This is a genomic window from Puniceibacterium sp. IMCC21224 (genome assembly GCF_001038505.1).
Lineage (GTDB): Bacteria > Pseudomonadota > Alphaproteobacteria > Rhodobacterales > Rhodobacteraceae > Puniceibacterium.
In genome coordinates, this window is sequence record NZ_LDPY01000001.1 from 1274446 (window position 1) to 1288269 (window position 13824).

15 protein-coding genes and 1 pseudogene are annotated in these 13824 nt (G+C 59.4%); 13 read left to right on the top strand and 3 right to left on the bottom strand.

What is annotated here, in order from left to right; translation table 11 throughout:
• Positions 1–183: 183 nt before the first annotated feature.
• The 4 genes from IMCC21224_RS05840 to IMCC21224_RS05855 are packed head-to-tail and all read left to right on the top strand — an operon-like array spanning position 184 to position 2831.
• A complete protein-coding gene (locus IMCC21224_RS05840) occupies positions 184–1041 on the top strand; it encodes a CoA ester lyase (protein ID WP_047994550.1) in 858 nt (285 codons plus the stop codon).
• Between the two features lie 3 nt (positions 1042–1044).
• Complete coding sequence (locus IMCC21224_RS05845) at positions 1045–1590, top strand: NnrU family protein (protein ID WP_047994551.1); 546 nt, start codon at positions 1045–1047, stop codon at positions 1588–1590.
• 4 nt (positions 1591–1594) lie between these two features.
• The gene (locus IMCC21224_RS05850; protein ID WP_047994552.1) at positions 1595–1798 is read left to right on the top strand and encodes a DUF1737 domain-containing protein; all 204 of its coding nucleotides are present in this window, start codon (positions 1595–1597) and stop codon (positions 1796–1798) included.
• A gap of 1 nt (position 1799) precedes the next feature.
• Entirely contained in the window at positions 1800–2831 is a 1032-nt protein-coding gene (locus IMCC21224_RS05855; protein ID WP_047994553.1) for a MaoC family dehydratase, read from the top strand.
• A 49-nt stretch (positions 2832–2880) separates the two neighbouring features.
• Here the strand turns inward: IMCC21224_RS05855 and IMCC21224_RS05860 are convergent, their stop codons facing one another.
• Complete coding sequence (locus IMCC21224_RS05860) at positions 2881–3720, bottom strand: intradiol ring-cleavage dioxygenase (RefSeq protein WP_047994554.1); 840 nt, start codon at positions 3718–3720, stop codon at positions 2881–2883.
• A gap of 283 nt (positions 3721–4003) precedes the next feature.
• Here IMCC21224_RS05860 and sdhC point away from each other — a divergent pair, with 283 nt between their 5' ends.
• Genes sdhC through IMCC21224_RS05890 form a run of 6 tightly spaced genes read left to right on the top strand, consistent with a single transcriptional unit; the run spans position 4004 to position 8110 of the window.
• The gene (sdhC, locus tag IMCC21224_RS05865) at positions 4004–4387 is read left to right on the top strand and encodes a succinate dehydrogenase, cytochrome b556 subunit (protein WP_047994555.1); all 384 of its coding nucleotides are present in this window, start codon (positions 4004–4006) and stop codon (positions 4385–4387) included.
• A 10-nt stretch (positions 4388–4397) separates the two neighbouring features.
• Complete coding sequence (gene sdhD, locus IMCC21224_RS05870) at positions 4398–4769, top strand: succinate dehydrogenase, hydrophobic membrane anchor protein (RefSeq protein ID WP_047994556.1); 372 nt, start codon at positions 4398–4400, stop codon at positions 4767–4769.
• Between the two features lie 16 nt (positions 4770–4785).
• Entirely contained in the window at positions 4786–6588 is a 1803-nt protein-coding gene (gene sdhA, locus IMCC21224_RS05875) for a succinate dehydrogenase flavoprotein subunit (RefSeq protein ID WP_047994557.1), read from the top strand.
• Positions 6588–7004 carry a hypothetical protein gene (locus IMCC21224_RS05880; protein WP_047994558.1) on the top strand — a complete coding sequence of 139 codons (417 nt, stop codon included), beginning with the start codon at positions 6588–6590 and terminating at the stop codon, positions 7002–7004. The genes sdhA and IMCC21224_RS05880 overlap by 1 nt, the downstream gene beginning before the upstream one ends.
• Entirely contained in the window at positions 6983–7321 is a 339-nt protein-coding gene (locus tag IMCC21224_RS05885; protein WP_231582021.1) for a hypothetical protein, read from the top strand. The genes IMCC21224_RS05880 and IMCC21224_RS05885 overlap by 22 nt, the downstream gene beginning before the upstream one ends.
• 9 nt (positions 7322–7330) lie before the next feature.
• Complete coding sequence (locus tag IMCC21224_RS05890; RefSeq protein ID WP_047994559.1) at positions 7331–8110, top strand: succinate dehydrogenase iron-sulfur subunit; 780 nt, start codon at positions 7331–7333, stop codon at positions 8108–8110.
• A 351-nt stretch (positions 8111–8461) separates the two neighbouring features.
• On the opposite strand, the pseudogene IMCC21224_RS28455 reads toward IMCC21224_RS05890, so the two are convergent.
• A pseudogene (locus IMCC21224_RS28455) lies at positions 8462–8654 on the bottom strand (IS5/IS1182 family transposase); the annotation flags it as partial.
• 425 nt (positions 8655–9079) lie between these two features.
• On the opposite strand from IMCC21224_RS28455, the gene IMCC21224_RS05900 reads away from it, so the two are divergent.
• Both IMCC21224_RS05900 and dacB read left to right on the top strand, forming a co-directional pair.
• Positions 9080–9688 carry a nicotinate-nucleotide adenylyltransferase gene (locus tag IMCC21224_RS05900; RefSeq protein WP_047996905.1) on the top strand — a complete coding sequence of 203 codons (609 nt, stop codon included), beginning with the start codon at positions 9080–9082 and terminating at the stop codon, positions 9686–9688.
• Between the two features lie 258 nt (positions 9689–9946).
• Positions 9947–11446, top strand: coding sequence for a D-alanyl-D-alanine carboxypeptidase/D-alanyl-D-alanine-endopeptidase (dacB, locus tag IMCC21224_RS05905; RefSeq protein WP_047994560.1), 1500 nt, complete (start codon positions 9947–9949; stop codon positions 11444–11446).
• Positions 11447–11696: 250 nt separating this feature from the next.
• Here the strand turns inward: dacB and IMCC21224_RS05910 are convergent, their stop codons facing one another.
• The gene (locus IMCC21224_RS05910; protein WP_047996906.1) at positions 11697–12098 is read right to left on the bottom strand and encodes a tellurite resistance TerB family protein; all 402 of its coding nucleotides are present in this window, start codon (positions 12096–12098) and stop codon (positions 11697–11699) included.
• A gap of 153 nt (positions 12099–12251) precedes the next feature.
• On the opposite strand from IMCC21224_RS05910, the gene IMCC21224_RS05915 reads away from it, so the two are divergent.
• Positions 12252–13817, top strand: a complete 1566-nt coding sequence (locus IMCC21224_RS05915) for a lysine--tRNA ligase (RefSeq protein ID WP_047994561.1) — start codon at positions 12252–12254, stop codon at positions 13815–13817.
• The last annotated feature ends 7 nt before the right edge of the window (positions 13818–13824 follow it).

Here is a 13824-nt window from a genome sequence, read left to right on the forward strand (position 1 = left end):
AAAAGCGTCCGGCGGTGGCGCATCTGGCAGGCAAAGGCTGTGCGTGATCTCCTTACAAATGGTTAACGTGGCGCGTGGTTACGCCGATAAACATTAACTTGCTGCGGCGCGGCGTAATTCATGTTGCACTTTTCGAAAAAGTCTGCGCAATTCCACGCAACATTATTACGTCAGGAGAGTTTCATGGACACGCAAACACGCCCTTTCCGGTCTGTTCTCTATCTGCCTGCTTCAAACGAGCGGGCGATGGACAAGGCGCGCAAACTGCCGGTGGACGCGATTATCTTTGACCTCGAAGACGCGGTGGCAGCCGACGAAAAGTTGCGCGCCCGCGATGTGCTGGATGATGCGCTGGCGGCGGGCGGCTACGGCATGCGGATGCGAATCGTACGGATCAACGGGCTGGACAGCATATGGGGCAAGGCGGATGCCAATGTTGTGGCCGATATGGACTGCGACGCGGTGCTGCTGCCCAAGGTGGACGGGCCTGAACAAATTGACGCGTTGGCGCAACACACTGGCGATCTGCCGATCTGGGCGATGATGGAGACCCCGCTGGGTATGCTGAATGCCGCAGCAATTGCGGCGCATCCCCTTGTCGCCGGAATGGTCATGGGCACCAACGATCTGGCCAAAGAGCTGAACAGCCGCCCTCGTGCTGATCGTCTGCCGATGATGACCGGCCTCGGGCTGTGCCTGCTGGCCGCCAAGGCGCATGGGGTGGTGATCGTGGATGGCGTCTACAATGCCTTCAAGGACGAAGAGGGTCTGCGCGCCGAATGCAATCTGGGCCGCGACATGGGCTTTGACGGCAAGACGCTGATCCATCCTGCGCAGGTCGATGTGGCCAACGCTGCCTTTGGGCCCAGCGTCGAAGAGATCGAGTTGGCACAGCGCCAGATCGCCGCTTTTGACGCCGCGCAGAGCCGTGGCGAAGGCGTCGCAGTGGTCGATGGCCGCATCGTCGAAAATCTGCACGTTGCCACGGCACGTGTGCTTCTGGCAAAAGCAGCAGCAATAGAAGCCATTGCAGCGGAGTAGACTATGTCCCTTTTGATCATCGGCCTTGCCCTATGGGTGTTGGCACATTTCTTTAAGCGGCTGATGCCAGCGCAGCGCGCAAAAATGGGCAATGCGGGCAAGGGGGGCGTGGCGGCAGTGATACTCGTATCACTGGTGCTGATCATTCTGGGCTATCGCGCTGCGGAATTTGTGGTGGTTTGGTCACCGCCAGGTTTCCTTACGCATCTGAACAACCTGATGATGCTGGGTGCAGTATTCCTGTACGGGATGAGTGCGACGACAGGTCGGTTGCGCGGCAAACTGCGGCATCCGCAGTTATTGGCTGTGACAGTCTGGGCGGTGGCGCATTTGTTGGTCAACGGCGATTTGGCGTCAATCGCGCTGTTCGGCACTATGCTTATCTGGGCGCAGGCCGAAATTGCGCTGATCAACCGCGCCGAACCCTGGCGACGGCCAGAACCCGGTCCCGCGAAAAAGGACATCATTCTGGTGGTGATCACGCTGGTGATGTTCGGCTTGATCGCCGCGATCCACACATGGCTGGGCGTTTCGCCCTTTGGAGGCTGAGACTATGCGACTGTACCGACTGCTGACCGCCGACGACACTTCGGCCTTTTGCCATAAGGTTACCGAGGCGTTGAACAAGGGGTGGGAACTGCACGGCAGCCCGTCTTATGCCTTTGATGCCGCCAACGGGGTGATGCGCTGCGGTCAGGCTGTGATAAAAGAGGCCCCCGGGGCCTACGAGCCGGGCATGAAGTTGGGAGAGCAATAATATGGTCAAGACCAATGCCGGCCGCTTCTTTGAGGACTACCAGATTGGTCAGGTGATCGGCCACGCGGTGCCGCGCACTGTGTCAGGTGGCGAACGGGCGCTGTATCACATGCTTTATCCGGCGCGACATGCGCTCTACTCTTCGGACAGTTTTGCGCAGGCTTGTGGACTTGCGGGCAGCCCGCTGGATGATCTGGCCGCCTTTCATGTGGTGTTCGGCAAGACGGTTCCGGATGTGTCCCTGAACGCGGTTGCCAATCTCGGCTATGCCGAGGGGCGCTGGCTGAAACCGGTCTGGCCCGGCGATACGCTGCGGTCGGTGTCAGAGGTCATCGGGCTCAAGCAGAATTCGAACGGAAAGACCGGCGTGGTCTGGGTCCGCACCGAGGGGCTGAATCAGCACGACGAGGTTGTTCTGCGCTATGTCCGGTGGGTCATGGTCAAAAAACGCGATACCGACGCGCCCGCGCCTGACGCAGTCGTGCCCGATCTGGCGCCTGTGCTGGCAGTGGCGGATCTGGCAATTCCAAAAGGGCTGGATTTTTCCAACTACGACTTTGACCTTGCCGGAGAACCGCATCGCTGGGGCGACTACGAGGTCGGTGAAAAAATCGATCACGTGGATGGTGTCACGGTCGAAGAGGCCGAGCATATGATGGCCACCCGGTTATGGCAGAATACCTCAAAGGTGCATTTCGATGGCACCATGCGCGAGGATGGCAAGCGGTTGATCTATGGCGGGCATGTGATCAGCCTTGCGCGGACGCTGTCGTTCAACGGTCTGGCTAGTGCACAGATGATTGTCGGGTTGAATGCCGGCGCCCATGCCAATCCGTGTTTCGCAGGCGATACCGTCCGCGCCTGGTCCGAGGTTCTGGATAAGGCTGAAACCGATGTTCCCGGTGTGGGGGCAATCCGGCTGCGGCTGGTCGCAACCAAAGGCGGCGCTCCGTTCGATCTGCGCGGCGAAGATGGGAAATACTTACCCTCGGTGCTGCTGGACTTGGATTACTGGGCGCTGATGCCGGTCTGATCCGACGATCCCAAGTCGGGGACGGGCATGACTCCCGCCCCCTAAACCGTCAGGTTTTACCGCCGGGGATGAGGGCGGCCCCCAAGAGGGGGTCTGACGGATTGCGTTCGGATGATCGGCCGCCGCGTCCACCCGGAGGTGGGCCGGGCGGGCGAGCACCCGTCATACCAGTAGATGATCGTGCCATCGGGGCGACGCCGACGACCAGCGCCGCGACATAGCGATCAGCCTGTTCGGCAATCGCAGCAAAGGCACCATACCCCGCCTGTTGTGCGATGGAATCCGATGTGTTGACGGTATCGCGCGCACTGCCCCGACCGCCGTATTCTGCTACAGTGTCGTAAATGTATTGGCTCAGCGCGTCGGGTAGGAAAATCTGACTGGTCAGAATCGTCTCTGTATCCAGAAACACCTTGTAATGCAGATGTGTGGTTCGCCCCTTGTACCAGCCGGGATAGATCGTCTGAAACGTCACCAGTCCGGATGCGTCGGTCATCTGAGTGCCGCGCAAAAATGTCTTTGTACTGGTGTCGGCCAATGTGTCGCTGCCCTGATTGGCAAAGCCGGAATAATTTCCGGCGGCGTCGCAATGCCAGATATCGACGCGCGCCCCCTCAATCGGGACACAATCGGCGCTGACGACCTGTATCTTCATGTCGAGCGGGACGCCGGGCAGATCTTCGGTGATATCAGCGCGGACCAGCTTGGGGTCGATATAGTAGGGGCCTTCGGTCACTTCGGTCTGCACCATGCAGACATTGGCCGTCAACAGGCCCGCGGCCTGCGCTGCGTCTTGTGCCCGGGCAGCTGAGGCCAAGCCCACTGCCGGGCTGACAGCCAACGCCTGAAGCAGGCGGCGGCGGGTGGTGCGGGGGGGTACATTGTCCATGGCGTGTCCTTTGGTGTTTCCCATTTTACGCATCAGCGGCGCATTCCCGTCGCCGTCTTGGCGAATTGACCAACACACGGCGAAAAGAATCACCTTTTCGCCGTTCGGCTAGATGCACAAACTGAGGTCGTGGTTTTTTGTGATCACACGTTGCGACGCGTGATCACAAAAACTTCGCATTTGCAGCATTATTGAAAAAAACCATGCTTCCGCGTTGCCAGATCCCGTGACAGGGGTAAAAAAAGGTTTAGAACCGTTCTCAAGGGAACCGAAAGGACGCACAATGGCCGACGTGAACCGGGGCAATCGCCCGCTCTCTCCACATCTGCAGATCTATCGCCCGCAGCTAACATCGATGACGTCGATCCTGACACGGATCACTGGCAACGCGCTGATCGTGGGAATGCTGCTGTGTGTGTGGTGGTTGCTGGCTGCCGCGACCGGCCCCGATTATTTCGCAGTTGCGGATGCTGTCGTGAACGGATGGTTCGGCAATCTGGTGATGTTCCTGTCGCTCTGGGCGTTGTGGTATCACACGCTGGCCGGCGTGCGGCACCTGATCTGGGATCAGGCTGTCGGGCTCGACCTCGATACCGCCGAAAAACTTGGCTACGCGGTGATCGGCGGATCTGTGATCCTGACCATCCTCACCGTCTTTATCATCTGAGGAACGCATCATGGCTTATCTGACCGACCGCAAACGTGCCGTAGGCTGGGGCTCCGCGAAATCCGGCACCCAGCACCATTGGTTCATGACCGTGTCCGCGGTGGCGCTGCTGATCCTGATCCCGCTGTTCGTCTTTACCTTTGGCAGCATCCTTGGCGGCACCTACGAAGAGGTGACGGCCTATTTCGCACGGCCCTTCCCGGCAATTGTTGCGGCGCTGACCATTCTTGTGTCGTTCAAGCACTTCAACAGCGGCTTTCAGACGCTGATCGAAGATTACGTCCACGGGCCGATGGAAAAGGTCTGCATCATCGGCATGACCTGCCTGTCTTATGGCGCCGCGGCGACGGGCCTCTTTGCCATCGCCAAGCTGGCACTTTGAAATACCGGAGCTGACTATGGCTGAATATACCTACGAGACGCATGAATATGACGTCGTGGTTGTGGGGGCTGGCGGCGCTGGTCTGCGCGCCACGCTCGGCATGGCCGAGCAGGGGCTGCGTACTGCCTGCGTGACCAAGGTGTTCCCGACACGGTCGCACACCGTCGCGGCACAGGGCGGCATTGCCGCGTCGCTGTCCAATATGGGCCCCGATCACTGGCAGTGGCACATGTACGACACCGTCAAAGGGTCGGACTGGCTGGGCGATACTGATGCGATGGAGTACCTCGCCCGTGAGGCGCCCAAGGCGGTTTACGAGCTTGAGCATTACGGCGTGCCGTTTTCGCGCACCGAAGAGGGCAAGATTTATCAGCGTCCCTTTGGCGGTCACACCACCGAGTTCGGTGAAGGCCCGGCGGTGCAGCGCACCTGTGCTGCCGCCGACCGGACCGGCCACGCGATCCTGCATACGTTGTATGGTCAGTCGCTCAAGAACAATGCCGAATTCTACATCGAATATTTCGCCATCGACCTGATCATGACCGACGGTGTCTGCACAGGCGTGGTCTGCTGGAAGCTTGATGACGGCACGATGCATGTATTCAACGCCAAGACGGTTGTGCTGGCAACGGGTGGCTATGGCCGCGCGTATTTCAGTGCGACCTCGGCCCACACCTGCACCGGCGACGGTGGTGGCATGGTGGCGCGGGCTGGTCTGCCGCTTCAGGATATGGAGTTTGTGCAGTTTCACCCGACCGGCATTTACGGCGCCGGCTGCCTGATTACTGAGGGCGCGCGGGGCGAGGGTGGGTATCTCACCAATTCCGAAGGCGAACGGTTCATGGAGCGCTATGCGCCCAACTACAAGGATCTCGCGCCCCGCGATTATGTCTCGCGTTGCATGACGTTGGAGATCCGCGAAGGTCGCGGCGTCGGTAAGGACGGGGATCACATCCACCTGAACCTGTCGCATTTGCCCAAAGAGGCGCTACAACTGCGGCTGCCGGGAATTTCCGAATCCGCACGGGTTTTTGCCGGTGTGGACGTGACCAAAGAACCGATCCCGGTGATCCCGACCGTACATTACAACATGGGTGGCATCCCGACCAACTACTGGGGTGAGGTGCTGAACCCCACCGCTGACGATGCCAACGCAGTGGTGCCGGGCTTGATGGCAGTGGGCGAGGCGGGCTGCGCGAGCGTGCATGGGGCGAACCGCCTTGGGTCCAACTCACTTATCGACCTTGTGGTCTTTGGCCGGGCGGCTGCGATCCGTGCTGGCAAGGTAGTGGACCGGGACGCGCCCGTGCCTTCGACCAACGTGGCTTCGGTCGAAAAAGCATTCGACCGGTTTGACGGCTTGCGCCATGCCAGCGGGTCAATCGGTACCGCCGAACTGCGGCTGGAAATGCAAAAGACCATGCAGCGCGACGCCGCCGTGTTCCGCGAATCCGAGACGCTGTCGCACGGGGTAAAGGAAATGACCGCCATCGCCGGCAAGATGGGCGATATCAAGGTCACTGACCGCAGTCTGGTCTGGAACTCGGACCTGATGGAGACGCTGGAGCTGACCAACCTGATGCCCAACGCTCTGGCCACCATCGTCGGTGCCGAAGCGCGCAAAGAAAGTCGTGGTGCCCATGCGCACGAGGATCACGCCACCCGCGATGACGAAAACTGGCGCGTCCATACCATCAGCCGGGTCGACGGGCCCAATGTCACGCTGTCGCACAGGCCCGTCGTCACCGATCCGCTGACCACCGAGGCCGAAGGCGGCATCGCGCTCAACAGGATCGCGCCCAAAGAGCGGACGTTCTGATGCGCCGGGTGATGTCATCCGCTATCGTCGTGGCGGTTGCACTGTCGGGGGGCGCTGCTTTGGCGCAATCCGACTACGATGTCGCCTCGATCAGTCAACAGCGGGCGATGCTGGTTCAGTGTCAAAAGGACCTTGGCTATGGTGCTGCCGGGCTGACCATCGGAACCGATTTTGGATCGGGGGCGAAAAGGTCGGTTCAACGGCTTCGCGTCGTGCCGAACGCCCAGATCAGCCCGGCGGCGGCGTCTGAGATCAACCAATGCGCCGAATCGTCGGTGATCGGCACCAGCTATGGCCAACCCGCCCCAAAAGTGCGGCGCAAGGTGCCCATGGTCACGGTGGACCTTGTTGGCTGCACCCCCGATGCGCCAGCGCTTTATCGAGGGACGCTGTATTGCAACCGCAACAAATATTGACCTTGCAGCGCGGCATATCGGTGCTTGCGATACTGGCGCTTGTCGGCTGTACCGCGCAGTCTCAGGATCAGATCGCGCGCAATGCGGCACGGTCGTCCGTCAGCCGCGTGCTGGCTGAACGGTTCCCCGGTGTGCCGCTGCAACCGGCGGCTGATTGCGTGATCGACAATGCCAATGCCACGCAGATTCTTGCGCTGGCGGCTGATTCCGTGACCGGACCCAGCCAGAACACCGTCGAGATCGTGACCAACATCGTCTCGCAACCCGAGACCCTGACTTGCCTTGCAGCCGAAGGGCTGCCGGCGCTTTTGCGATAGGAGAGAGACATGGTACAACTGACGCTCCCCAAGAATTCCCGGGTTCAGACCGGCAAGACCTGGCCAAAGCCCGCAGGCGCGACAAACGTCCGCAAGTTCAAAATTTACCGCTGGAACCCGGACGACGGTAAAAACCCGCAGGTCGACAGCTATTTTGTGGATCTGGACACTTGCGGGCCGATGATCCTGGACGCACTGATCAAGATCAAGACTGAGATTGATCCAACCCTGACCTTCCGCCGGTCCTGCCGCGAAGGGATCTGTGGCTCTTGTGCCATGAACATCGGTGGGATCAACACGCTTGCCTGCATCTACGGTATGGACGAGGTCAAAGGCGACATCGCGATCTATCCGCTGCCGCATATGCCAGTGATCAAGGATCTGATTCCTGATCTCACGCATTTCTATGCCCAGCACGCCTCTATCATGCCGTGGTTGGAAACCAAGACCAACCGCCCCGCCAAGGAGTGGAAGCAGTCGATTGAAAGCCGTGAAAAGCTGGACGGATTGTATGAATGTGTGATGTGCGCCTGCTGCTCGACTTCGTGCCCGAGCTACTGGTGGAACGGCGACCGTTACCTCGGGCCGGCAGCGCTGTTGCACGCCTACCGCTGGATCATCGACAGCCGCGATGAGGCAACGGGAGAGCGTCTGGACGAGCTGGAAGATCCGTTCAAACTCTATCGCTGCCACACGATCATGAACTGCGCAAAAACCTGCCCCAAGGGACTGAATCCTGCGCTTGCCATTGCCGAAATCAAAAAGCTGATGGTGGAACGTACCGTCTGACCAGTTCTCTGGGATCTTGCGCCAAAGGGCGTATGGTATCGTGGAAAAAGGCTAACCTTTTTGGTGCCTTTTCCACGATATACCTGCAGATCACTGATCAGCTTACTCTCGGCTGCGGTTGGGCTCATCCGTCCGAGGCGCATTCAGTAGCGAAGCTCGCGCGACTGTAGATTTCCGAGGGCGGCTCTGGGCGGAATCCGCGCCTCACCAGATGTGATGACTGAACAACCGGCCTCCTCGGTCAGCCGGATCTGGGAACTCAGCCAGCGTCCAGACCCGCGAGCGTGGCAGATCAGTCGTGCAAACAGGCTTTTGTACTGCCAATCCGGCGCATCCTGTAAGCAGATACCAAATCAAGGACTGCGCGCCGATGTCGTCGCTGATCTGGCCAGCAGCCACGAACAGGTTGAACGGGCGTCCCTGGCCGTCGCACACCGCGTGCGGCTATGTGTTCATGCCGCTCTTCGCCCGATCAATCAGGTGGCAACGCCCTCTTATTCACGCCCATGCTGGTCGCCGTGCGGAGTGCTTGCAATTCGGCTGCGGCCATTGCCCGGCAGTCGATTGCGGGCAATCAATGGGAAGGGATCTGCCCGTCTTTTCCTCGCCGCGTCAGCTGGCCAATCCAATCCTGCTCCGGAAAGGACACCTGTCCCGGTCCATCACTTGTCCAAGGGCTTGTGGGGGGAGCCAGACACACCATCGCGCGCCATACAATCCGAAAAGGTCGCTCAAATCACCGCTCGATTTTCGATCGATGCTTCACGCCGCACGGCTGAAATCAATGCGCCCGAGCCTGGTAGAGCGGAAAACGTCTTCGACAAAAGCAGGACCATTTCAGGTTGATTTCGATATCTGGATTTGCGGCGCCGTTAGAATTTCGTTGAAATCAGTACAGCTTGCGTGTTTGTGCTCTGGGTGGGCCGTGTGCGCCCAAAAACGCGGATTGGGTGACAGGTGGTTTCAGAGATTCATAAGACCGGATTGTCGCTGCGTGCGGGGCAATGCGTGGGCCTGTTGGGTGGCAGCTTTGATCCGCCACATCAGGGTCACGTATTAATCACCCGTGAGGCGCTGCGTCGGTTCGGCCTTGATCGCGTGGTCTGGCTGGTCAGCCCAGGAAATCCGCTCAAGTCGCAAGGTCCGGCGCCATTGCCGAGCCGGATGACCGCCGCGCGCGCAATCATACAGCACCCGAGGGTCATAATCAGCGATGCCGAGGCAAGGCTTGGCACGCGCTATACTGCCGCCACGTTGCGCGCGTTGCAGGCGGCACATCCTGGGGTGCATTTTGTCTGGCTGATGGGCGCTGACAATCTGGCGCAGTTTCACCGCTGGGATCAGTGGCGCGACATACTGCGCAGCGTGCCGGTCGGGGTCATGGCGCGGCCCGGAGATCGAATATCGGCACGGATGTCACCTGCGGCGCGGCAGTTCCGGGCATATACACTGTCGTCGCGGGCCGCGCGGCTGTTGCCTAGGGCGGCACCACCGGCCTGGTGTTTCGTCAATGTTCCGATGAGCAACCTCAGCTCAAGTGCGATTCGGGCCAAAGGAAACATTGGCCCTGTTAGTTGAAGGCCTACGGTCGATTTGAGGCGCAATCGCGATAACCATTCGCAGAAGATGACGAAATCTTGTGCGCGGAAACCATCCAAAACCTTCGTGCAAAAGCAACGAGCCCTACTGCGCCGCAGTCAATGCCTTGGGCCCAATAAGAAACGCATATGCGCTGTGTTCGACGCTCAGATTTGCCCGTTGGATACACGATGATTTCAGATGCAATGCGCCTGAACGCGCTTGTCGGAACACCCGAATTGGGGATAGAAACGCGCCATGATGACACGCTATACCCGACGCAGTTTTATCACTGCGATAACGTCGGTGGCCGCATCTGCGGCGCTGCCTGCGCTGGCCAATGCACCACTTACGTCGTTGCGTCCGGCGGCGCGCGGCGAAGGTTTCCTGCAACGAACCGTCATCCCGGTCGAAACTTTGGTGAGCAAGGCGCGTTTAGACGGCGCTGTCGGATTTGCCGTGGCGGACGTGGCAACGGGACGAACCCTGGAGGATCTGAGTGGCGACCGGGGGTTGCCACCTGCCAGCGTGGCCAAGGCGCTAACAGCGTCATATGCGCTGGAAACACTGGGGACGGAGCACAAGTTTGTGACCGAAGTCGTGGCGGTCGGCGGTGTGGTTGATGGGGTGGTCCAAGGCGATCTGGTACTGGCGGGAGGTGGTGATCCAACGCTGGACACTGATGGCTTATCGCGGTTGGCGGCGGGTCTGAAAGAGGCCGGGATCCGCGAAGTGCGCGGCGATTTTCGGGTTTGGGGCGGACTGCTGCCATATACTCCGACCATCGACGCCGAACAGCCGGACCATGTCGGATATAGCCCGGCGGTATCTGGCCTGAGTCTGAACTACAATCGGGTGCATTTCGAATGGCGGCGCGGCAGCAACGGCTATGCGGTTAGCATGGATGCAAGATCTGCGACCTATCGGCCTGACGTGACCATGGCGCGCATGCAGATCGTTGAGCGCAAGGCGCCACTCTATACCTACAAGGATTTTGGTGGGCGCGACGATTGGACAGTCGCCAAGGGCGCGTTGGGCAAGGGTGGCGCACGATGGTTGCCAGTGCGTCAGCCTGAACTTTATGCGGGGCAGGTGTTTCAAACCTTTGCTGGATCGCATGGCATCAAGCTGGGCGCGCCGAAAAAGACCGCGACCCGGCCGGACGGGGACGTCGTGGCGCAGCTTGACAGCGCGCCGCTGCGGATCATCTTGCGGGATATGCTGAAATGGTCAACCAACCTGACCGCGGAAATGGTCGGTATGGCGACCACGTTGAAACGCCTGGGCAGTGTCGCGTCGCTGCGAGAGTCAGCGCAGGCGATGAATGATTGGGCGCACGACACGATGGGTTTGCAGCATGTGGCGCTGGTGGATCATTCCGGGCTGGGCGATGACAGCCGTGTTGCGGCCTCGGACATGATGGCCGCGCTGATAGATGTTCGCAAACGACTGGACCTTAAGCCTTTGCTCAAGTCGTTTGCGCTGCGCGACGCCAACCGCAAGGTGGTCTCGGACCACCCGCTCAAGGTACAGGCCAAAACCGGGACGTTGAATTTTGTCAGTGGATTGGCCGGGTTCGTTGATCTACCTGATGGGACGGAATTGGCTTTCGCCATTTTTGCGGCAGACATGCCTCGTCGCGACACGCTGACCCGCGCACAGCGGGAACGGCCCGAAGGTGCTTCGGCGTGGAACAGCCGGGCCAAAACATTGCAGCAGGGACTGATTGAGCGTTGGGGAACGCTCTACCATGGCTGAGGTGCCGAGCTTAGCGCGCCCCCTTATCGGCGTCCGCTCGGCCAAGTGCGCCAAACTATACGGCACCGAGAATGGGCAACAGGCAGAGCAACAGGGCAGCCGCAATTGTATATGTGAAACGGTTCATAATTGTCTCCGAAAAAAAGCGTAAAAATCGTTCAGGCGAAAATTGCCTGATCTCTAAATAGCATAGCACAAGGGTCTTTGTCAGTAGGGGAAACCCGACCTGATCGGCGCGGGAAGGATGGTATCAGGCGCGCAGATGGCGAACGCGGGCGCTGCGCTCGATAGCGGCAGCATGCAGGCGGTCGAGGTCCAGCTCGTAACGGATTTCCTCGAGCAGGCGCAATTCGCTGTCGTCCAGCATGCCATCGGCAGCCGCCACATCGCAGGCCAGCGCATAGGCGGTTTCAAACAGCCGTTCGGGTAGATTGTCGCGGATCAGGCCAAAGAGCGCGTCAAGCCCGTCTTCTTGTTCGAGCAGGTCGAACACCATCTGCGCCATGATGCTCATGCGGTCCCCGTCATAGCCGACGAAAATCGGCAGATGGTCGACGACAGACTGGATGACGATCAATTCGACTGTGCGCATCTCTTCGTCTGAGGCCGAGACGGCGATCATCAGCGCAACGAGGCAGTCCTGCGGGCTCATCGGGTGTTCGAACTGATCGGGCAAGGGCGTGCCTTTCTATGGCTGATGCATCTGATTTCGCTGCCGCAGAGAATATTGACCCTGCCGCGTCGCCACAATAGGTAGCGGTCGCACAACGTCCGCGCAATGCTGCGCGAAAAAGGAGTACCCGGAATGTCCGAATTGCGCGATGCCGCTATGACCTCGAAGGCCTGGCCCTTTGAAGAGGCACGCCGGGTGCTGAAACGGTACGAGAAGGCACCACCCGAAAAGGGATATGTGCTGTTCGAGACCGGATACGGCCCGTCGGGTCTGCCCCATATCGGCACGTTTGGCGAGGTAGCGCGTACGACGATGATCCGCCAGGCGTTTCAGCTGATTTCGGACATCCCGACGCGGTTGATTTGCTTTTCAGACGATATGGACGGGATGCGCAAGGTCCCAGAAAATGTTCCAGACCCGCGGCAGTTGGACGAGCATCTGCAAAAGCCGCTGACATCTGTGCCGGACCCGTTTGGGACACATGACAGCTTTGGCGCGCATAACAATGCGATGTTGCGGCGGTTTCTGGACACTTTTGGGTTCGAATACGAGTTCATTTCAGCGACGGAATTTTATGCCAGCGGCCAGTTCGATGAAATTCTGCTGCGCTGCGCCGAGCGGTATGACGAACTGATGGCGATCATGCTGAAATCGTTGCGTGATGAGCGTCAGCAAACTTATTCGATCTTTCTGCCGATCCATCCCGAGACGGGGCGCGTGCTGTATGTGCCAATCAAGAACGTCGATGCCGCCAAGGGCGAGATTACGTTCGACGATCAGGACGGGCGTGAATGGACGCTTCCGCTCACTGGAGGCAAGGTCAAGCTGCAGTGGAAGCCGGATTTCGGCGCCCGCTGGGCCGCGCTGGGCGTCGATTTCGAGATGTACGGCAAGGATCACAGCACTAATACGCCGATCTATGACGGGATCTGCCGGACGCTGGGCGTCAAGGCGCCAGAGCATTTCACCTATGAGCTGTTCCTTGACGATCAGGGGCAGAAGATCAGCAAATCCAAGGGCAACGGGCTGTCGATCGACGAATGGCTGACCTATGCGAGCACCGAGAGCCTGTCCTATTTTATGTATCTCAAGCCCAAGACGGCCAAGCGGATGCATTTTGATGTGATCCCAAAGGCGGTTGATGAATACCATCAACAGTTGCGGGCCTATGTGACGCAGGATGCGGCGGCGCGGGTCAACAATCCGGTGTGGCATATCCACGGCGGCAAAGTACCTGAATCGAAGATGGTGGTGCCGTTTGCGATGTTGCTGAACCTCGCGTCGGTGTCCGGGGCCGAGGACAAAGAGACGCTTTGGGGCTTTATCCGCCGCTATGCGCCTGACGCAAGCCCCCAGACTCATGCTGATCTGGATCAGGCCGCAGGCTTTGCCGTGCGCTATTATCAGGATTTTGTGAAGCCAGCCAAAGTGTTCCGTGCGCCTGACGAAAAAGAAGCGGCAGCGATGCGCGATCTGGTCGAGCGGCTGCGCGCTTACGATGGCCCGGTCGAGGACGAGGCACTGCAATCCATCGTCTTTGCCGTTGGGAAAGAACATGGGTTCGAACCGCTTCGTGACTGGTTCAAGGCGCTTTACGAGGTGCTTTTGGGAGCGAGCCAAGGTCCGCGCTTTGGCGGGTTTGTGGCGCTTTACGGCATCAAGGACAGCATCGCGTTGATCGAAAATGCGCTAAACTAGGTTCGGA